This window comes from Streptomyces sp. NBC_00523, from assembly GCF_036346615.1.
Lineage (GTDB): Bacteria > Actinomycetota > Actinomycetes > Streptomycetales > Streptomycetaceae > Streptomyces.
The window spans coordinates 1,946,631-1,966,747 of sequence record NZ_CP107836.1; the positions used below are offsets into that span (position 1 = coordinate 1,946,631).

The 20,117-nt window shown below is 69.6% G+C and carries 18 protein-coding genes and 1 riboswitch; of the genes, 6 read left to right on the forward strand and 12 right to left on the reverse strand.

Going from position 1 to position 20,117, the window contains the following annotated elements; translation table 11 throughout:
• Position 1: 1 nt before the first annotated feature.
• The 6 genes from OHS17_RS08785 to ctaE all read right to left on the reverse strand — a co-directional run bounded on the left by OHS17_RS08785 (position 2) and on the right by ctaE (position 7,127).
• The gene (locus OHS17_RS08785) at positions 2–1,378 is read right to left on the reverse strand and encodes an aminotransferase class V-fold PLP-dependent enzyme (RefSeq protein ID WP_330311702.1); all 1,377 of its coding nucleotides are present in this window, start codon (positions 1,376–1,378) and stop codon (positions 2–4) included.
• A 174-nt stretch (positions 1,379–1,552) separates the two neighbouring features.
• A riboswitch (SAM riboswitch) is annotated at positions 1,553–1,670 on the reverse strand.
• A gap of 82 nt (positions 1,671–1,752) precedes the next feature.
• On the reverse strand, positions 1,753–2,817 hold the full coding sequence (trpD, locus tag OHS17_RS08790) for an anthranilate phosphoribosyltransferase (protein WP_330311703.1): 1,065 nt from the start codon (positions 2,815–2,817) through the stop codon (positions 1,753–1,755).
• Between the two features lie 122 nt (positions 2,818–2,939).
• Positions 2,940–4,586, reverse strand: a complete 1,647-nt coding sequence (gene qcrB / locus OHS17_RS08795) for a cytochrome bc1 complex cytochrome b subunit (protein ID WP_330311704.1) — start codon at positions 4,584–4,586, stop codon at positions 2,940–2,942.
• The gene (gene qcrA, locus OHS17_RS08800) at positions 4,583–5,638 is read right to left on the reverse strand and encodes a cytochrome bc1 complex Rieske iron-sulfur subunit (protein WP_330311705.1); all 1,056 of its coding nucleotides are present in this window, start codon (positions 5,636–5,638) and stop codon (positions 4,583–4,585) included. The genes qcrB and qcrA overlap by 4 nt, the downstream gene beginning before the upstream one ends.
• A complete protein-coding gene (gene qcrC, locus OHS17_RS08805) occupies positions 5,635–6,444 on the reverse strand; it encodes a cytochrome bc1 complex diheme cytochrome c subunit (RefSeq protein WP_026171690.1) in 810 nt (269 codons plus the stop codon). Before qcrC ends, qcrA begins: the two co-directional genes overlap by 4 nt.
• A gap of 62 nt (positions 6,445–6,506) precedes the next feature.
• Complete coding sequence (gene ctaE, locus OHS17_RS08810) at positions 6,507–7,127, reverse strand: aa3-type cytochrome oxidase subunit III (RefSeq protein ID WP_026171689.1); 621 nt, start codon at positions 7,125–7,127, stop codon at positions 6,507–6,509.
• Between the two features lie 202 nt (positions 7,128–7,329).
• Here ctaE and OHS17_RS08815 point away from each other — a divergent pair, with 202 nt between their 5' ends.
• On the forward strand, positions 7,330–7,731 hold the full coding sequence (locus tag OHS17_RS08815) for a hypothetical protein (RefSeq protein WP_018104389.1): 402 nt from the start codon (positions 7,330–7,332) through the stop codon (positions 7,729–7,731).
• A 23-nt stretch (positions 7,732–7,754) separates the two neighbouring features.
• On the opposite strand, the gene OHS17_RS08820 is transcribed toward OHS17_RS08815, so the two are convergent.
• The 4 genes from OHS17_RS08820 to ctaC form a co-directional block, all read right to left on the reverse strand.
• The gene (locus tag OHS17_RS08820) at positions 7,755–9,011 is read right to left on the reverse strand and encodes a L,D-transpeptidase (RefSeq protein WP_330311706.1); all 1,257 of its coding nucleotides are present in this window, start codon (positions 9,009–9,011) and stop codon (positions 7,755–7,757) included.
• 125 nt (positions 9,012–9,136) lie between these two features.
• Positions 9,137–9,535, reverse strand: a complete 399-nt coding sequence (locus tag OHS17_RS08825) for a cytochrome c oxidase subunit 4 (RefSeq protein ID WP_161211143.1) — start codon at positions 9,533–9,535, stop codon at positions 9,137–9,139.
• The gene (gene ctaD / locus OHS17_RS08830; protein ID WP_330311707.1) at positions 9,532–11,268 is read right to left on the reverse strand and encodes an aa3-type cytochrome oxidase subunit I; all 1,737 of its coding nucleotides are present in this window, start codon (positions 11,266–11,268) and stop codon (positions 9,532–9,534) included. Before ctaD ends, OHS17_RS08825 begins: the two co-directional genes overlap by 4 nt.
• On the reverse strand, positions 11,265–12,227 hold the full coding sequence (gene ctaC, locus OHS17_RS08835; protein WP_018104385.1) for an aa3-type cytochrome oxidase subunit II: 963 nt from the start codon (positions 12,225–12,227) through the stop codon (positions 11,265–11,267). Before ctaC ends, ctaD begins: the two co-directional genes overlap by 4 nt.
• Before the next feature lie 260 nt (positions 12,228–12,487).
• Here ctaC and OHS17_RS08840 point away from each other — a divergent pair, with 260 nt between their 5' ends.
• Entirely contained in the window at positions 12,488–13,870 is a 1,383-nt protein-coding gene (locus tag OHS17_RS08840; protein ID WP_330311708.1) for a cysteine desulfurase/sulfurtransferase TusA family protein, read from the forward strand.
• A gap of 8 nt (positions 13,871–13,878) precedes the next feature.
• On the opposite strand, the gene OHS17_RS08845 is transcribed toward OHS17_RS08840, so the two are convergent.
• The gene (locus OHS17_RS08845; protein ID WP_018104383.1) at positions 13,879–14,853 is read right to left on the reverse strand and encodes a carbohydrate kinase family protein; all 975 of its coding nucleotides are present in this window, start codon (positions 14,851–14,853) and stop codon (positions 13,879–13,881) included.
• Between the two features lie 157 nt (positions 14,854–15,010).
• Between OHS17_RS08845 and OHS17_RS08850 the strand changes: the two genes are divergently transcribed.
• Together OHS17_RS08850 and OHS17_RS08855 are read left to right on the forward strand one after the other, a co-directional pair.
• On the forward strand, positions 15,011–15,205 hold the full coding sequence (locus OHS17_RS08850; protein WP_330311709.1) for a hypothetical protein: 195 nt from the start codon (positions 15,011–15,013) through the stop codon (positions 15,203–15,205).
• A gap of 114 nt (positions 15,206–15,319) precedes the next feature.
• Positions 15,320–16,735, forward strand: coding sequence for a hypothetical protein (locus tag OHS17_RS08855; RefSeq protein WP_330311710.1), 1,416 nt, complete (start codon positions 15,320–15,322; stop codon positions 16,733–16,735).
• 72 nt (positions 16,736–16,807) lie between these two features.
• Here OHS17_RS08855 and OHS17_RS08860 read toward each other — a convergent pair whose 3' ends face one another.
• A complete protein-coding gene (locus OHS17_RS08860; protein WP_018103583.1) occupies positions 16,808–17,164 on the reverse strand; it encodes an iron-sulfur cluster assembly accessory protein in 357 nt (118 codons plus the stop codon).
• A 234-nt stretch (positions 17,165–17,398) separates the two neighbouring features.
• Between OHS17_RS08860 and nadA the strand changes: the two genes are divergently transcribed.
• Positions 17,399–18,595, forward strand: coding sequence for a quinolinate synthase NadA (nadA, locus tag OHS17_RS08865; RefSeq protein WP_330311711.1), 1,197 nt, complete (start codon positions 17,399–17,401; stop codon positions 18,593–18,595).
• A gap of 118 nt (positions 18,596–18,713) precedes the next feature.
• Positions 18,714–20,117, forward strand: a complete 1,404-nt coding sequence (locus tag OHS17_RS08870; protein WP_330311712.1) for an esterase/lipase family protein — start codon at positions 18,714–18,716, stop codon at positions 20,115–20,117.

Below are 20,117 nucleotides of genomic sequence, written 5' to 3' on the forward strand. Positions count from 1 at the left end.
GTCAGACCTGGGCAGCGCCCCGGTCCGGCACGCAACGGCCGTCCTCGGTGCGGTACTTCCAGCGCGCCCCGTCGCTCACCAGCTCGCGGACCGCGCGCAGGAAGCGCTCGACGTGCTCGTCCGGGGTCCCGGCGCCGAAGCTGACCCGGATCGCGTTCAGGGACCGCTCGCCCGGCTCCGCCTCCGGCGCGCCGCACTCCCCCGCCTCGCCCGGGTCGCTGCCGAGCAGGGTGCGCACGAGCGGGTGGGCGCAGAAGAGGCCGTCGCGCACCCCGATGCCGTACTCGGCGGAGAGCGCGGCGGCGAAGTGCGAGCTGTTCCAGCCCTCCACCACGAACGAGATCACGCCGACCCTCGGCGCGTCGTCGCCGAACAGCGAGAGCACCTTCACCTCGGGGACCTCGGCCAGCCCCGCCAGGACCTCGCGGACGAGGTGCTGCTCGCGGGCGACCAGCCGGTCGAATCCGGCCTCGGTGAGCGCCTTGCAGGCGGAGGCGATGGAGTAGACGCCGATGACGTTGGGCGAACCGGCCTCGTGGCGGGCGGCCGTGGTGTGCCACTCGACGTCCACCCCGCCGTCCGCGCGCCGGGCCACCGTGCGGGACGCGCCGCCGCCGGCCAGGTACGGCTCGGCGTCGCACAGCCAGTCGGCCCGGCCGGCCAGGACGCCCGAGCCGAACGGCGCGTACAGCTTGTGCCCGGAGAAGGCGACCCAGTCCACGTCCAGCTCGGCGATGTCCACGGGGTGGTGCGGGGCGAGCTGGGCGGCGTCCAGGACGATCCGGGCACCGTGCGCGTGCGCGGCGGCGGCCAGCTCCCGTACGGGCCACAGCTCGCCGGTCACGTTGGAGGCGCCGGTGACGCAGACCAGCGCGGAGCCGTGGGGCTCCCGGTCCGCGAGGGCCGCCTCCAGCGTGGCGACGGCCTGGGCGGGGGTGCGCGGGGCGTTCAGGTAGGTGACGCGGGCGTCGCGCCAGGGCAGCAGCGAGGCGTGGTGCTCGGTCTCGAAGACGAACACCTGGCAGTCGGCGGGCAGCGCGGCGGCCAGCAGGTTCAGCGAGTCCGTGGTGGACCGGGTGAAGACCACCTGGTCCTCGGGGCGGCAGCCCAGGAACTCCGCCACGGTGGCCCGGCTGGACTCGAAGAGGTCCGTGGAGAGCTGCGAGAGGTACCCGGCGCCCCGGTGCACGCTGCCGTAGTACGGGGCGTACGCGGCCACGTCGTCCCAGACCCGCTTCAGCGCCGGGGCGCTCGCCGCGTAGTCCAGCGCCGCGTAGCCGACCTCACCGCCGGTGACCAGCGGGACGAGGACATCCTCGCCCAGAACCGGCAGCGGGGCACAAAGCGACTGGTCGGCGGCAGCGGTGAAGACAGACATGGCGAACTCCCGTAACAGGCAGGCGAATTCCGCGTACCGGCACAGACGCGGCAGCACGGAGTGAAAGAAGAGGGGTGTGCGGAGAAGGGCCTCGGGCCCTAACGCATTCGCTTGCTCACAAGAGGCTCCCTGGGGACCAAGGACCCCACGGGTGGACGTCACGCGACGTCGAGGGGTCCGCGCTTGCCGCAGACCTCGCTGCCTGCGGCCTGGTCTTCACCCGGGGCACCCCGCCACGGACGGAGGGTTGCCGGACAGCGGGCCGGGGCCGTAGTCGCTGTCACTCATGACCTGCCCAGCATCTTGCCATACCTACGGGAACGCGCAAGGCGCAGTCCGCGATCCGGACTGCGCCCTGCCGCACATCGACGCGCTCACGCGTTGCTGGCGACGACCCATCTCTCCAGCGCCCGCCCGGCCGCACCCGAGTCGATCGACTCGGCGGCCTTCGCCATACCGGCCCGGATCTGCTCGGTGAGCGGCTCCTCGCCCGGATCCAGCGCGACCAGCGCCGCCGCCGAGTTGAGCAGCACGGCGTCCCGTACCGGACCGGTCTCCCCGGCCAGCAGCCGGCGCGCCACATCCGCGTTGTACGAGGCGTCGGCGCCGCGCAGCGCCTCCACCGGGACCAGCTCGACGCCCACGTCGCGCGGGTCGAAGCTCTCCTCGCGGACCACACCGTCCCGGGCCACCCAGACCCGCGAGGTCGCCGTGGTGGTGAGCTCGTCCAGGCCGTCGTCGCCCCGGAAGACCAGGGCGGAGTTGCCGCGCTCGGCGAGGACGCCCGCGACGATGGGGGCCATGCGCAGATCGGCCACCCCGATCGCCTGGGAGCGCACCCTGGCCGGGTTGGTGAGCGGGCCCAGGATGTTGAACGTGGTCGGCGCGCCCAGCTCCGCACGCGCCTTGGCCGCGTGGCGCAGTGCGGGGTGGAACTTCACCGCGAAGCAGAAGGTGATGCCCGCCTCCTCGGCCACCTCCACCACGCGCCGGGGAGCCAGCTCCAGGTTGACGCCGAGCTTGCCGAGCACGTCGGACGAGCCGCTGGCCGAGGAGGAGGCGCGGCTGCCGTGCTTGACGACCTTCGCCCCGGTGCCGGCCACGACGATCGCGGACATCGTGGAGATGTTGACGGTCTTCGCCATGTCGCCGCCGGTGCCGACGATGTCCACGGTGCGGCCGGGCACCTCGATGGTCGTGGCGTGCTCGTACATCGCGCGGACCAGGCCGGAGACCTCGGTGACCGTCTCGCCCTTGGCGCGCAGGGCGACCGCGAATCCGGCGATCTGCACGTCGGTCGCCTCGCCGCTCATGATGCGGTCCATGGCCCAGGCGGTGGCGTCGGCGCCCAGGTCCTCGCCGCGCAGCAGGGGGGTCAGCACGCCGGGCCAGGAGAAGGCCGCCACGCTGTCGCCGCCGTCCGGGGTCACAACGTTCATGGTCCGCTCCTGGGGTCCACAGCCGATAAGGGATCGGCTCCACCCTATCGAGCCCCCGGGACGGCAAAGAGCCCCGTCCAGCGAATGGACGGGGCTCTCGCCGTGGCGATCAGAACGGGTGATCAGTGGTGGCCGTGGCCGCTGGTGATCTCCTTGTACTCCTCGGCGGTGGGCTTGGCGATCTGGCTGTCCTCGCCGTACAGGCTCTTGCTGAGCCGCGCCCGGACCTTGGTGATCCTGGAGACCTTGCGCTCCACACCGTTCTCGTCGACCGTCGGGCCGATCTCGAGCGGCTGGTACTGCTCGTGCGCGGTGAGGGCGTACCGGGCCTCCGGCGACAGCGGCTCGTGGACCTCCACGAACTCACCGTGCGGCAGGCGCTTGATGAGCCCGGACTCGCGGCCGTGCAGCACCTTCTCCTTGTCACGGCGCTGAAGGCCGAGGCAGATCCGCCGGGTCGCGACGAACGCGATGACCGGGCCGACGAAGAAGGCGATACGGACGAACCAGCTGATCGAGTTGAGCGAGAGGCTGAAGTGCGTCGCCCAGATGTCGTTGCCGCCGCCGATCAGCATGACGAAGTAGATCGTCACCCAGGCGACACCGAGGGCCGTCCGGGTCGGCGCGTTGCGCGGCTTGTCCAGGATGTGGTGCTCGCGCTTGTCGCCGGTGATCCAGGACTCGATGAACGGCCACATGGCCAGCGCACCGAGCACCACACCGAACAGGACGAGCGGGATGAAGACGCCCAGGACCAGCGTGTGGCCCCAGAGGTTGATCTCCCAGCCCGGCATCACACGGACGAAGCCCTCGGCGAAGCCCATGTACCAGTCCGGCTGGGCGCCCGTGGACACCTGGTCGGGACGGTACGGGCCGATGGCCCAGATCGGGTTGATCGAGGCGATCGCCGCGATGACCGCGATGAAGCCGAAGACCAGGAAGAAGAACCCGCCGGCCTTCGCCATGTACACCGGCAGCAGGGGCATGCCGACGACGTTCTTGTTCGTCTTGCCGGGACCCGCGAACTGGGTGTGCTTGTGGTAGAAGACCAGGATCAGGTGGCCGACCACGAGCCCGAGCATGATGCCCGGCAGCAGCAGGATGTGGATCGAGTAGAACCTCGCGATGATGTCGCCGCCGGGGAACTCCCCGCCGAACAGGAACATCGAGATGTACGTACCCACGATCGGCGTCGACAGGATCGCGCCCTGGGTGAAGCGGACACCCGTACCGGAGAGCAGGTCGTCCGGCAGCGAGTAACCGGTGAAGCCGGTGAACATGCCGAGGACGAACAGCAGGAAGCCGAACAGCCAGTTGATCTCGCGCGGCTTGCGGTACGCGCCGGTGAAGAACACGCGCATCATGTGCACGAACATGCCGGCCAGGAAGATGACCGCGGCCCAGTGGTGGATCTGCCGGACCAGCAGACCACCGCGGACGTCGAAGCTGATGTTCAGCGTCGAGGCGTACGCCTCCGACATCCGGATGCCCTGCATGGGCTCGTACGGGCCGTGGTAGACGACCTCGTTCATGCTCGGGTGGAAGAACAGCGTCAGGTACACACCCGTGAGGATGATGATGATGAAGCTGTAGAGGCAGATCTCACCGAGCATGAAGGACCAGTGGTCCGGGAAGATCTTGCGCATGTTGGCCTTGGCGAGGGAGTAGATCCCCAGCCGGCCGTCGGCCCAGTCGGCCACCCGCTCACCGGCGGGCGCCTTGCGGTTGCCCGGCGCGGAGGCACCGGGTGTGTTCGTCGCAGTACTCATCCGCGCTCCCAGAATGCAGGACCGACGGGCTCTTCGAAGTCACCGAGCGCCTGGAGGTTGCCCTCGCTGTTCACGCCGATCCGCAGCTGCGGGAGGGCGTGGCCGGCCGGACCGAAGATGACGCGGGCGCCGTCGGAGAGGTCGAAGGTGGACTGGTGGCACGGGCAGAGCACGTGGTGCGTCTGCTGCTCGTACAGGCTGATCGGGCAGCCGACGTGCGTGCAGATCTTCGAGAAGGCCACGATGCCCTCGTGCGCCCACTCGCGCTCGCGCTTGTCCTTGATGTCGTCCGGCTCGATGCGGATGATCATCAGGGCGGCCTTGGCGATCTGGGTCTGGAAGTCCTCGTCGTGCTCCTCCAGGCCCTCGGGCATGGCGAAGGTCAGCGAACCGACGACCACGTCCTCGGGACGCAGCGGCTCCATCGTGTTCATGTTGACGAGCTGCTTGCCCTCGGCCCACAGGGTCTTGCGGAGCTTCTTCTCCGGCAGCGGACCCAGGTCGCGCAGCAGCACCACGCCGGAGAGCGGCACCAGGGCCAGCGCGCCGAACATGGTGTTGCGGATCAGCTTGCGACGGCCGAGCGCGGACTCCCGGGCGCCGTCCGCGAAGTCGGACAGCACCTTCGCCTTGACCTCGGGCGTCGCCTCGATGGCGTGCCGGTCGTCGGCGACCTCCACGTCGGACATCAGGGTGCGCGCCCAGTGGACGGCGCCCGCGCCGATCAGGAAGAGCGCCAGACCCAGGGTCAGACCCAGGGAGAAGTTGAGGGCGCTGACATGACCGAACGGGAAGATGAAGACGATCTTGTCGACCGGGAAGATGACGTAGGAGGCGATGAAGCCCACCGTCGCCAGCATGGACAACAGGAACATGGTCGCGACGGTGCGCTCGGAGCGCTTCGCGGCCCGCTCGTCGATGTCCTGGATGCGCGGCCTGTGGGCCGGCAGCCCCGGGTCGGCGAACGGGTCGTCGTGCGCCTTGTCCACCGCGGCGTGCGCGGTGCCCTGCGCGTCGGGCAGGTTCTCTTCTGGAATCTCTTGGCTACTCATGACTTCTTGGCCTTAGCGGTGTGGGCCGCGACCCAAATGGCAACTGCGATCAGACCGCCCAGACCGAAGATCCAGCCGAACAGGCCCTCGCTGACCGGACCCAGGCCACCGAGTGCGAGGCCGCCGGGGGACTCGGCTTCGGAGCCGTTCACGGTCTTGACGTAGGCGATGATGTCCCGCTTCTGCTGCTCGGGCATCGTCGAGTCCGGGAAGGACGGCATGCTCTGCGGGCCGGTCAGCATGGCCTCGTAGATGTGCTTCGGGTCCACGCCGTCCAGGTCGGGCGCGTACTTGCCGTTCGTCAGCGCGCCACCCTTGCCGGTGAAGTTGTGGCACTGCGCGCAGTTGGTACGGAACAGGTCGCCACCCTTGGCGATGTCCGCACCCTCAGGGCTGACCTGGCTCTTGGTCGGGACGACCGGACCGGCGCCGAGCGACGCGACGTAGGCCGCGAGCTGGTCGATCTCGGCCTGGCTGTAGATGACCTTCTTCTTCGGTACCTGGGCGCCCGGCTGCTGCGCGGGCATGCGGCCCGTACCGACCTGGAAGTCCACGGCGGCGGAGCCCACGCCGACAAGCTGCGGCCCGTCGGAGGTGCCCTGACCGCCGGTTCCGTGGCAGCTGGCGCAACCGACGGAGTACAGCTTCTTGCCCTCGTCGATGGCGAGGGACTGGGCGGTGTCGTCGGCCTGCGCCTTACTCGCGGGCGCGAACGCGGCGTACAGCCCCCCGGTGGCCGCCAGCGCGAGGAGTAGTACGACGACCGCCGCCAACGGATGGCGTCGTCGTGCGGAGAGCTTTTTCACGGATTACCCCGGTGTCAGGATCTTCTGCGTCGATGCTGGATGTGGTTCGGGCTCGGGCCCGGTTACTTGATCATGTAGATCGTGGCGAAGAGGCCGATCCACACGACATCGACGAAGTGCCAGTAATAGGACACGACGATGGCGGCGGTCGCCTGTTCATGGGTGAACCTCTTGGCCGCGTATGTCCTGCCCAGAACGAGCAGGAAGGCGATGAGACCGCCCGTCACATGCAGACCGTGGAAGCCGGTGGTCAGGTAGAACACCGAGCCGTACGGGTCGGAGGACAGCGAGAGGCCGTCCTTCTTCACCAGCTCGGTGTACTCGAAGACCTGGCCTCCGATGAAGATCGAACCCATCACGAAAGTGATCACGAACCAGGCACGGAGCTTCTTCACATCGCCCCGCTCCGCGGCGAAGACGCCGAGCTGGCAGGTGAGTGAGGAGAGCACCAGGATCGTGGTGTTCGTCGCCGAGAACGGGAAGTTCAGGGCGGACGCCATTTCCTTCCAGTGTTCCGGTCCGGTCACCGATCGCAGGGTGAAGTACATCGCGAAGAGGGCCGCGAAGAACATCAGCTCGGAGCTCAACCAGATGATGGTTCCGACGCTGGTGAGGTTCGGCCGATTGACCGACGGGTGCGCGTGCCCGGTTTCTACTGTCGTTGCTGTCGCCACGACCGACATTATGTCGGTCGCTTATCCCGCCCTCACTCCGGGGGGTGCCGTTCGGTGTGTCAGAGGGGTGTGTCCTGCCCGAACGGCCCAGGGAAGGCCGGTGCGAACCGGTACTGACACGCTGTCGGGCGGAGTACGATCCGCGCATCGGACGGCTCTCGTTCCCCGGGGGCCCCGAGTGCCCCGAAGACACGGATGTCACGGAGGAACCATGCAGCCGACCGCCACGGTCCTGGTCTACAGCGACAACGCGCACACCCGTGAGCAGGTGAGGCTGGCAGCAGGGCGCAGGCCCGCGGCGGACGTACCGCCGGTGGAGTTCCTGGAGTGCGCCACGCTGCCCGCCGTTCTGGACGCCCTGGAGCACGGGGGCGTCGACGTCTGCGTGCTGGACGGCGAGACCGCTCCGGCGGGCGGCATGGGCGTCTGCCGGCAGATCAAGGACGAGATCTTCCGCTGCCCGCCGGTCCTGGTCCTCATCGGGCGCCCGCAGGACGCCTGGCTGGCCACCTGGAGCCGCGCGGACGCCGCGGTGACGCTCCCGGTGGAGCCGGTGGAGTTCGCGGACTCCCTGGCCGCCCTGCTGCGTACGCGGCTGTCCGTGGGGGCCTGAGCCCCCACGGACGGTTCCCACGGTCAGACCTGGGGGCTCAGCCGCGCCGCGCTGACCTTGTCGACCTTCGGTGCGGTGGTGTCGTTGTTCAGCGCGCTGCCCTTCTGCCACTTGGCCCAGGACAGGTTCCAGTCGCCGTAGCCGTTGTCGAAGGGCGTCATCGTCTCGCCGTCGCTGCCGACGACGCTGACGATGTCGCCCTCGCGCACGGTGTTGAAGAACCACTCGGCCTCGCTGGTGCTCATGCCGGTGCAGCCGTGGCTGACGTTGGCGTACCCCTGCGAGCCGGTGGACCAGGGCGCGGCGTGCACGTATTCACCGCTCCACGTCACCCGGGTGGCCCAGTAGACGTCGAGGTCGTACGAGTCGGAGGAGCCGGCGGCGATCCCGATGGATTCCCCGCGCATACGTACGTACTGCTCCTTTCCGAGCACCACCTTGACGCCGTTGCGCGTGTCGAACCCGGGTTTGCCCGTGGTGACTGGGATGGTGTTGATCACTTCGCCGTTGCGGAGCACCGTCATGGAGTGCTCCGAGGCGTCCGTGATGGCCTCTATGCGGTCCCCCGTGGTGATCTTCAGCGCCTTCGCGGGCGCCCCGTAGAGCGAGTTGGTGACCTTTATGCCGGTGAGGTTGGAGCTGACTTCGATGCTGGCCTTCGCCGGCCAGTACTCCTTGGGCCGGTAGTGCAGCGTCTTGTCGTCCACCCAGTACCAGGAGCCGGTGACCGAGGGCGTGGAGCGGACCCGCAGGCCGCGTTCGACCGTGGCACGTGAGGCGTTGTCCGTGACGGGGGCGCTGAGCGTGGCGACGAGGGGCTGGCCGACGCCGTAGGTGCCCGCCTGAGGGCCGAAGGCGACCTTGAGGAACTTGGTGGCCTTGGCGGTGTCGAAGGACATCGTGCGGCTGCCGGGAGCCCCGTCGTCGTCCTCCATGCGGACCTTGACGGTGTAACGGGTCCCTGCGGCCAGCGGGGCGGTGGAGTGCCACCGGTGTCCGTCGGCGTCGAGTTCGCCCGCCAGATGGCGTCCTGCGGCGTCCACGGCCGTGACGTCGGTGATCCGGCCGTCGTCGGCGTCGACCCTGATCTCCAGGGGCTTGTCGGGGTTCACCTTCTTGCCGCCGTCGGGCGTGTTGAAGGAGACCTCGTCGGCCGCGTCGAACGGCTGGGACGACAGGGGGTGACCATCGGAACTCCCGCAGGCTGCCGCCCCGGCGACCAAGGTCGCGGCCAGCAGAGTGCAGCTCACTACGGGACGGATGCGCGGCATCTGGTTCATGGACTCACGCTAAGAACATTCGTCCGTTTCAGCGCGCGGGACGACTGCAAACGGGGGGCCGGCCACTTCGTGTCGAAGTGTCGGCCCCCCGTCAGGTGGAGCGGTGTGCTACCGGCGGACCGGTCTCACTGGGTGCGGTTCTCACCGCGGTAGTACTCGAATACCCAGCCGAAGAGGCCGACCAGGAGGAGCGGCGCCGAGAAGAACAGCAGCCACCAGCCGAAGACGACGCCCATGAAGGCGAAGGCGCCGCCGATCGCCAGCGAGAGCGGCTGCCAGCTGTGCGGGGAGAAGAACCCCACCTCGCCGGCCTCGTCCGCGACGTCGGCCTCCTTGTTGTCCTGCGCCATCGCGTCGACCCGCCGGGCCGTGAAGGCCAGGTAGAAGCCGATCATGACGCTCAGGCCGAACGCCAGGAGCAGCGCGGTGGTGCCGACGGGCTCCTTCGACCACACGCCGTACGTGATGGCCATGATGAGGATGAACAGCGCCAGACCGAGGAACATCTTGCCCTGGATCTTCACTTGCCCGCCTCCTTGCCGCCCGCGAGGGCCTTGTCACCCTCGGAGGCGTGGTCCAGCTGCTCCAGCGCGGTGATCTCCGGGTGGTGCAGGTCGAACGCCGGGGATTCGGAGCGGATACGGGGCAGCGTGAGGAAGTTGTGCCGCGGCGGCGGGCAGGACGTCGCCCACTCCAGCGAACGGCCGTAGCCCCACGGGTCGTCCACCTCGATCTTCTTGCCGTACTTGGCGGTCTTCCAGACGTTGTAGAAGAACGGCAGGATCGACAGGCCGAGCAGGAACGACGAGATGGTCGAGATGGTGTTCAGCGCGGTGAAGCCGTCCGCGGCGAGGTAGTCCGCGTAACGCCGCGGCATGCCCTCCGCGCCCAGCCAGTGCTGCACCAGGAACGTGCCGTGGAAGCCCACGAACAGCGTCCAGAAGGTGATCTTTCCGAGCCGCTCGTCCAGCATCTTGCCGGTGAACTTCGGCCACCAGAAGTGGAATCCGGAGAACATCGCGAACACCACGGTGCCGAAGACGACGTAGTGGAAGTGCGCGACCACGAAGTACGAGTCGGACACGTGGAAGTCCATCGGCGGCGAGGCCAGGATGACGCCGGTCAGACCGCCGAAGGTGAAGGTGATCAGGAAGCCGATCGCCCAGAGCATCGGTGTCTCGAAGGACAGCGAGCCCTTCCACATCGTGCCGATCCAGTTGAAGAACTTCACCCCGGTGGGCACCGCGATGAGGAACGTCATGAAGGAGAAGAACGGCAGCAGCACACCGCCGGTGACGTACATGTGGTGCGCCCACACGGTCACCGAGAGGCCGGCGATGGAGATCGTCGCGGCCACCAGGCCGATGTAACCGAACATCGGCTTGCGGCTGAAGACCGGGATCACTTCGGAAATGATCCCGAAGAACGGCAAGGCGATGATGTACACCTCTGGATGCCCGAAGAACCAGAAGAGGTGTTGCCAGAGCAAGGCGCCGCCGTTGGAGGCGTCGAACACATGGGCACCGAACTTGCGGTCCGCCTCCAGGGCGAACAGCGCGGCCGCCAGGACCGGGAAGGCCAGCAGGACCAGCACACCGGTCAGCAGGACGTTCCAGACGAAGATCGGCATGCGGAACATCGTCATGCCGGGCGCGCGCATGCAGATGATCGTGGTGATGAAGTTGACCGAACCGAGGATCGTGCCGAACCCGGAGAAGGCCAGACCCATGATCCACATGTCGGCACCGACACCCGGCGAACGGACGGCGTCCGAGAGCGGGGAGTAGGCGAACCAGCCGAAGTCGGCCGCACCCTGCGGGGTGAGGAAGCCGGCCACCGCGAGGATCGAGCCGAAGAGGTACAGCCAGTACGCGAACATGTTCAGCCGCGGGAACGCCACGTCGGGCGCGCCGATCTGCAGCGGCATGATCCAGTTCGCGAAGCCGGCGAACAGGGGCGTCGCGAACATCAGCAGCATGATCGTGCCGTGCATCGTGAACGCCTGGTTGAACTGCTCGTTCGACATGATCTGCGTGCCCGGCCGGGCCAGCTCGGCGCGCATGAAGAGCGCCATCAGGCCGCCGATGCAGAAGAAGGCGAACGATGTGACCAGGTACATCGTGCCGATCGTCTTGTGGTCAGTGGTGGTCAGCCACTTGATGACGACGTTTCCCGGCTGCTTGCGCCGGACCGGCAGCTCGTCCTCGTACGAGTCGTCTGCTGCCGCGGCACCCTGAGGTTCGTTGAGGATGCTCACAGTTTGTTCGTCTCCGCATTCCTGGCCGGGTCAGTCTGCTCGATGCCGGCCGGCACGTAGCCCGTCTGGCCCTTCTTCGCCAGCTCCTTGAGGTGCGCCTGGTACTGCGCCGGGGAGACGACCTTGACGTTGAAGAGCATGCGGGAGTGGTCGACGCCGCAGAGCTCGGCGCACTTGCCGAGGAAGGTGCCCTCCTCGGTGGGGGTCACCTCGAAGGCATTGGTGTGCCCCGGAATGACGTCCTGCTTCATCAGGAACGGCACCACCCAGAAGGAGTGGATGACGTCACGGGAAGTCAGGATGAACCGGACCTTCTCCCCCTTGGGCAGCCACAGGGTGGGACCCGGGTTACCGGTGTCCGGATTCCTGTCGCCCGGGATGCCGACGTCGTAGACGCCGTCCGCACCCTTGGGGAATTCCTTGCGGAACCTGTCCGGGATGGCGTCGAGCTCCTTGGGGACCTCGTTGCCCGTGGTGGCGGAGCCGTCCACGTTCTCGATGTAGTTGAAGCCCCAGCTCCACTGGTAGCCGACCACGTTGATGGTGTGGGCGGGCTTCGGGGAGAGCGTGAGGAGCTTCGTCTCGTCCCGGGCGGTGAAGTAGAACAGCACCGAGACGATGATCAGGGGGACCACGGTGTACAGCGCCTCGATGGGCATGTTGTACCGGGTCTGCGGAGGTACCTCCACCTTGGTGCGGCTGCGCCGGTGGAAGATGACGCTCCACAGGATCAGGCCCCAGACCAGGACGCCCGTGGCGAGCGCTGCCGCCCACGAGCCCTGCCAGAGGGAAAGGATCCGTGGGGCCTCTTCCGTTACCGGCTTGGGCATACCAAGGCGGGGGAAGTCCTTGTACGTGCAACCGGTGGCGGTCGCCAGGATCAGGCCCGCAGTCAGCACCTGCGGCAGCTTCCGCCGCATCGGGCGCCGCGACGAGCGGTCGGAGCCGTTGGGACTCACGTAGCGCCTTCCCGAGAGTCTCGCCCGCACGGTCGGCGCGGCCGTCTCGCTGGTCGGTCGCCGCCCTGTACGGGCAGGGGTTTGGATGTTTATGCGGACCAAACCCTACTGGACGCTATTTGGGGTCGCGCGGGGAGGGTGCCCAACGCGCCGCCCGACTCCCCGAAGGGGTGGAATTCGCGCCTCCGGCCGCCATCTGACGCCCCCTCCACCGGGAGGGACGGCCGGTTGCGGGCGGCGGGGCGGGCTAGCGTGACCGGGTGCCTTACTTCGACGCGGCGTCCGCCGCCCCCCTGCATCCCGTCGCCCGCCAGGCGCTGCTTGCCGCGCTGGACGAGGGCTGGGCCGATCCGGCCCGGCTGTACCGCGAGGGACGCCGCGCCCGGCTGCTGCTGGACGCGGCCCGGGAGGCGGCGGCCGAGGGGGTCGGGTGCCGCCCCGACGAGCTCACCTTCACCTCATCGGGCACCCGCGCGGTGTATTCCGGAATTTCCGGCGCGCTCGCCGGACGTCGGCGTGTCGGACGCCGTCTGGTGGTGTCGGCGGTCGAACACTCGTCGGTCCTCCACGCGGCGGCGGACCACGAGGACCGGGGCGGCACCGTCCACCAGGTCCCGGTGGAGCGGACCGGCGCGGTGGACGCGGAAACGTTCGGGCGGGCGCTCACCGAGGACACCGCGCTCGCCTGCCTCCAGTCCGCCAGCCACGAGGTGGGCACCGAGCAGCCGGTGGCCGAGGCGGCCGGGCTCTGCCGGGCGGCCGGGGTGCCGCTCCTTGTGGACGCCGCGCAGTCGCTGGCCTGGGGCCCGGTGCCGGAGGGCTGGTCGCTGCTGGCGGGCAGCGCGCACAAGTGGGGCGGGCCGGCCGGGGTCGGGCTGCTCGCGGTGCGCAAGGGGGTGCGGTTCGCGCCCCAGGGGCCCGTGGACGAGCGGGAGTCGGGGCGCGCGCCGGGGTTCGAGAACCTGCCGGCGATCGTCGCGGCGGCCGCGTCGCTGCGCGCGGTGCGGGCGGAGGCGGACGCGGAGGGGGCCCGGCTGCGGGCGCTGGTGGACCGGATCAGGGCCCGGGTGCCCGCACTGGTGCCCGATGTGGAGGTGGTCGGCGATCCGATGCGGCGGCTGCCTCATCTGGTGACCTTCTCCTGTCTCTATGTCGACGGGGAGACTTTGCTCGGGGAGCTGGACCGGGCCGGTTTCTCCGTGTCGTCCGGTTCGTCCTGCACGAGCAGCACGCTGTCGCCGAGCCATGTGCTCAAGGCGATGGGCGTCCTGTCCGAGGGGAACGTCCGCGTCTCGCTGCCCCGGGGCACCGCGGAGGAGGACGTCGACCGCTTCCTGGAGGTGCTGCCGGGCCTGGTCGCCGGGGTCCGCGAGAAGCTCGACGCGCCGGTGGCCGCGGCCTCCTCCCCCGCCCCGGACGACTCGCTGGTGGTCGACGCGCTGGGCAAGCGGTGCCCGATCCCGGTGATCGAACTCGCAAAGGTGATCGGAGGGGTGCCGGTGGGCGCCACGGTGACGGTGCTCTCCGACGACGAGGCGGCCCGGCTGGACATCCCGGCGTGGTGCGCGATGCGCGAGCAGGAGTACGTGGGCGAGGAGCCGGCGGACCGGGGCGCGGGCTATGTGGTCCGCCGGCTCTCCTGACGGGCTGCTCAGACGAGGTGCGCGTGGACCTCGGCGGCGGCCTCGTGGCCGTACGCCTTGGTGAAGCGGTCCATGAAGTGGGTGCGGTGCAGGGTGTACTCCTGGGTGCCCACGGTCTCGATGACGAGCGTGGCGAGCATGCAGCCGACCTGGGCGGCGCGCTCCAGGCCGACGCCCCAGGCGAGACCGGAGAGGAATCCGGCGCGGAAGGCGTCGCCGACGCCGGTCGGGTCGGCCTTGACGTTCTCCTCGGGGCAGCCGACCTCGATCGGCTCCTCGCCGGCCCGCTCGATGCGCACGCCCTGGGCGCCGAGCGTCGTGACCCGGTGGCCGACCTTGCCGAGGATCTCCTCGTCGGTCCAGCCGGTCTTGGACTCGATGAGCCCCTTCTCGTACTCGTTGGAGAAGAGGTACGTGGCGCCGTCGAGGAGGATGCGGATCTCGTCGCCGTCCATGCGGGCGATCTGCTGCGAGAAGTCGGCGGCGAACGGGATGCCGCGGGTCCGGCACTCCTCCGTGTGGCGGAGCATGCCCTCCGGGTCGTCGGCGCCGATGGAGACCAGGTCGAGGCCGCCCACGCGGTCGGCGACGGCCTTGAGCTCGATGAGGCGGGCCTCGCTCATGGCGCCGGTGTAGAAGGAGCCGATCTGGTTGTGGTCGGCGTCCGTCGTGCAGACGAAGCGGGCGGTGTGCAGGACCTCGGAGATCCGCACCGCGCTGGTGTCGACGCCGTGCCGGTCGAGCCAGGCGCGGTACTCGTCGAAGTCGGAGCCGGCCGCGCCGACCAGGATCGGCTTGGTGCCGAGCAGGCCCATGCCGAAGCAGATGTTCGCGGCGACCCCTCCCCGGCGTACGTCCAGGTTGTCGACCAGGAAGGAGAGCGAGACCGTGTGCAGCTGGTCGGCGACCAACTGGTCGGCGAAGCGGCCGGGGAAGGTCATGAGGTGGTCGGTGGCGATGGAGCCGGTGACTGCGATACGCACGGGGAGACGTCTCCTGCGGAGGTCGAAGGGGAACGGATGTCCGCGTCCCAGGGGTGACGTGACAGTTCACGCTACCCGCTCCCGCTGGGCCCGAAGCGGAAAAACTACCCGATAGTAGGGCTTTCTTCGCAGGCTCCGCGGTGCCTACGGTGCCGGTATGCCGAATCACATCGCCCCGCGCGAGTCCGAGACCGGTCTGGCCGAGCTGCGCGGAGACTGCGCACGGATGGCTCCGCACTGGGTGGCCCCCACGAGGACCACCCCTACCCGCATCGCCCCCGCCCTGATCCACGGGGTCACCGTGCCGCCCGCCTCCGCCCGGCTGCTCGACGCGATGGAGGACCGGCCCTAGGAAGAGTCCGGGGAACCAGGTGTCTCGCTGATCCGTCCCAGTCCTGTCCGCCCCACACGGCGGGCCGTGCGCCGGCCAAGCGCACGACCGCGATGCAGGCGAAGGAGCGATCCGGTGAGCACCGAGCGACCCGACAACGACGTGACCACCACCCGGCGGCGTTCCCCGCTGGTCGCGGCCTCGGTGGCGGCCGCCGTCCTGCTGGCCGGTGGCGGCGGAGCGTACTGGGCCGCGACCGCGGCGGACGGCGGCGACGACACACGGAGCACCGCGTCCGGCGGGGGCTCCACTCCCCCACCCCTGGCCCTGGACGACGCCGGTACGCCGACCGCCCCGTCCCGCGAGGGCATCGCCCCCGGCGAGCCCGATCCGCACGGCGGGCGGCTGGTCTACCGCGCGTCCGGGAAGCTGCCGGACGCGCCGGAGAAGGCCGCCGTCCAGCGCGCCGGGGGCACGGTCACGGCCGCCGAGGTCACCCGGCTGGCGAAGGCGCTCGGCCTCTCCGGCACCCCGCAGTCCGAGGCCACCGCCTGGAAGGTCGGCTCCGACGGGGACGGCTCGGGTCCGGTGCTGCGGGTGAACAAGCAGGCGCCGGGGAGCTGGACCTTCACCCGGTACGGCTCCGGCGGGACGGACAACTGCAAGAAGGGGGCCGTCTGCGCCCTGGCCCCCGGCGGCTCCGGGCAGCCCGTGGACGAGAAGGCCGCTAAGGCCGCCGCCGCGCCGGTGCTGAAGGCGGCGGGCCAGGACGACGCGGCGCTCGACGCGCAGCAGCTGATGGGCTCGGTCCGGGTGGTCAACGCCGATCCGGTGGTGGACGGGCTGCCCACGTACGGCTGGGCGACCGGCATCCAGGTGGGCCCGGACGGTCAGGTGACCGGGGGCTCCGGAAAGCTGAAGGCCCTGGAGAAGGGCGACGCCTATCCGGTGATCGGCGCGGCCGAGGCGCTGAAGCGGCTCAACGCGGCGCAGCCGCCCGCCGGGGAGATCGGCGGGTGCGCCTCGCCGGCCCCGCTGTCGGACGGGGTCAGCTGCGGGGCGAAGACCGGCGCGGAGCGGCCCGCGACGACGGTGACGGTGGAGAAGGCGGTCTTCGGCCTGGCGGTGCACACGGCGGGCGGCGAGCAGCTGCTCGTACCGTCCTGGATCTTCTCGGTGAAGCCGGCCGGTGGCCTCGGTGACACGGTCACGCAGGTGGCGGTGGACCCGGAGTACCTGAAGCGGGAGCCGGTGCCGGGCAAGTCCCCGGACGGCGACGGTACGGCGAAGGCCCGGGCGGTCCAGTCGTACAGCGCGGACGGGCGGACGCTCGCGGTGACGTTCTGGGGCGGGGTGTGCAGCACGTACACGGCGAGCGCGCGTGAGGACGGGGACACGGTCCGGGTGACCGTGGAGGAGAAGAAGGCCGAGCCGGGCAAGGTCTGCGTGATGATCGCGAAGGAGCTGACCCGTACGGTCACGCTGGAACGGCCGCTGGACGGCCGGAAGGTCATGGACGACGCATCCGGCTCCCTGGTGCCGCGCGCCTGAGCCACCCCCTTGCAACGGCGGCGGCCCCGGGACCGAAGTCCCGGGGCCGCCGCCTCGACGCTGTGGTGCGACTCAGCTGAAGGAGTCGCCGCAGGCGCAGGAACCCGTGGCGTTCGGGTTGTCGATGGTGAAGCCCTGCTTCTCGATGGTGTCGACGAAGTCGACCGAGGCGCCGCCCAGGTACGGGGCGCTCATGCGGTCGGTGACGACCTTCACACCGTCGAAGTCCTTGACGACGTCGCCGTCGAGGGAGCGCTCGTCGAAGAAGAGCTGGTAGCGCAGGCCCGAGCAGCCGCCGGGCTGGACGGCGACGCGCAGTGCCAGGTCGTCACGGCCTTCCTGCTCCAGCAGGGCCTTGACCTTGGCTGCGGCGGCGTCGGACAGGAGGATGCCGTCGCTCACGGTGGTGGTCTCGTCCGATACGGACATCTGCTTCTCTCCCGGGTTGTACGGAGACTGCTTGCCGACGTTGCAACCGTCGGGGCCGCGGATTCATTCCGGGCCGAGCGCTTGCCTGTTCCCTTCATGCTCGCACACCCGTCCTGTGGGCGGATGCGTCACATTGACACTTTCGGCATCGTCAAAGTGACGTGAAGCGGCTATGATAGATAGCGTCAATTAGACGAAAAGGCTTTCTCCACAGAGAAGTCCGCAGAAGAAAGGGTGCGTGACGTGACCACGGCCCACCCCGTCCAGGATCTCGATGTCCAGCCGACGCCGCTCGCCCTGCTCCTGCTGGGCCGCGACGCCGACCCCAGGAGCGAGCGCGGTGTCGAGTGTCCCGGCGACCTGCCCTCCCCGTCCGACCCGGACCTGGTGGCCCGCGCCCGCGCGGCCAAGGAGGAGCTGGGCGAGAAGGTCTTCGTCCTGGGTCACCACTACCAGCGCGACGAGGTCATCCAGTTCGCCGACGTGACCGGTGACTCCTTCAAGCTCGCCCGCGACGCCGCGGCCCGCCCGGAGGCGGAGTACATCGTCTTCTGCGGTGTGCACTTCATGGCCGAGTCGGCGGACATCCTCACCAGCGACGACCAGAAGGTCGTGCTGCCGGACCTGGCGGCGGGCTGCTCGATGGCCGACATGGCCACCGCCGAGCAGGTCGCCGAGTGCTGGGACGTGCTGACCGAGGCCGGTGTCGCCGAGCAGGTCGTGCCCGTCTCGTACATGAACTCGTCCGCCGACATCAAGGCCTTCACCGGCCGCCACGGCGGCACGATCTGCACCTCGTCCAACGCCGAACGCGCCCTGGAGTGGGCCTTCGAGCAGGGCGAGAAGGTGCTCTTCCTGCCGGACCAGCACCTCGGCCGCAACACCGCCGTGCGAGACATGGGCATGTCCCTGGAGGACTGCGTCCTCTACAACCCGCACAAGCCGAACGGCGGTCTGACCGTCGAGGAGCTGCGGAACGCGAAGATGATCCTGTGGCGCGGCCACTGCTCGGTGCACGGCCGCTTCTCGGTCGAGTCCGTCAACGACGTGCGCGAGCGCATCCCCGGCGTCAACGTGCTGGTGCACCCCGAGTGCAAGCACGAGGTCGTGGCGGCCGCGGACTACGTCGGCTCGACGGAGTACATCATCAAGGCCCTGGAGGCGGCCCCGGCCGGTTCGAAGTGGGCGATCGGCACCGAGCTGAACCTCGTCCGCCGCCTGGCGAACCGTTTCGCCCCCGAGGGCAAGGAGATCGTCTTCCTCGACAAGACGGTCTGCTTCTGCTCCACGATGAACCGCATCGACCTGCCGCACCTGGTGTGGACGCTGGAATCCCTCGCCGAGGGCAAGCAGGTCAACCGGATCGTCGTGGACCCGGAGACGGAGAAGTACGCGAAGCTGGCGCTGGAGCGGATGCTGGCGCTGCCGTAGCGGCTGTTCGCACGGAAGGTCCGGACGCGGCCGATTTTGTCCGGACCGGCCCGGAACCCCGTCCCCCGTATCTACGCTGCTGTCCTCATTCGGCGGCGCGGATACGGGGGACAGTCATATGGCGCAGCGCAGCAGGGCCGAGGACCTGGTGGTCGTCGTACCGGGAATCCTCGGCAGCACGCTCGCGGACGCGGACGGGCACGAGGTCTGGGCGGCCTCCGGGAAGGCCCTGGTGCGGGGCATCCGCACCCTCGGGAAGTCCGTCAAGCGCCTGACGCTCCCGGCCGGCCTGGGCGACGAGCACCCCGGTGACGGCGTACGGCCCACCGGGCTGATGTCCGATGTGCACGCGCTGCCGGGCGTGTGGAAACCCGTGGACGGGTACAGCAGCCTGCTGAACTGGCTGGAAGCCCACTTCACCCTCCAGCGCCGCCTGCCGGGCGAGGCGGCCGACGTCCCGGCCAACCTGGTCGCCTTCGCCTACGACTGGCGGCTCTCCTGCCGCTACAACGCGGAGCGGCTGGCCGAGCGCGTGGACGAGGAGCTGGGCCGCTGGCGCGCCTCCCGGCCCGACCGGCGGGACGCGAAGGTGGTCTTCCTCTGCCACTCGATGGGCGGCCTGGTCACCCGGAGCTACGTCGAGCAGTGCGGGGGCGCGGAGGTCACGCGCCGCGTGGTCACGCTGGGGACACCGTACCGGGGGTCGCTGGACGCGCTGCTGTACCTGGTCAATGGAATGCGTTACGGGATCGGCCCGGTCGGCCTCGACCTCACGCCGTTCGCCCGGAGCCTGCCGTCGCTGCACCAGCTCACGCCGGACTACGCGTGCCTGGCGGCGGCCGGGGGCTCGGGGCTGCGGTACGCGCGGGAGGTCGCGGGGCTGCCTGGGGTGGACGGGGAGCTGCTGCGCCTCGCGGGCCTGTTCCATGCGGATCTGCGGGCCTCGGAGGCGGGGGCGCCGTACGGGGTGGAGTACGTGCCGGTGGGCGGGGTGCGGCAGCCGACGCCGACGACGGCCGAGATGGAGGGGGACGCTCTGCGCGGGCTGCTCACCATCGACGGGGTGGATGAGGGGGGCGACGGGCGGGTGCCCGATCTCTCCAGCCGCGCGGTGGGGGCGGGGCGGCACGCGTACACCCCGTGGGAGAAGCACGGCTCCCTCCAGAACAACAAGGGGGTCCGCCAGAGCCTCTACGCCTCGCTCACTCCGGAGCCGCCCGTGCACCGGGGCTCGGAGGACGAGGATGTGCCGCTCTCGGTGGAGGCGCCGGAGATTCTGGTGGAGGGGGAAGCGTACGAGATCCGGGCTACGGCTCCTGCGGATGTGCCGGGGCACGATCGGGTCGCGGTCTTCGCGGGGGTGGAGGGCGGTCCGATGCGGACTATGGCGAACCGGGGTGGCGGGGTGTACGGCCTCCGGATCAACGGTCTTCCGGTGGGCGGGCATCGGGTGCGGATCGGGACGCGTGTTTCGGCCAATGTCGTGATGACCGCGTTGGTGCTGGTTCTGGAGCGGGGCTGA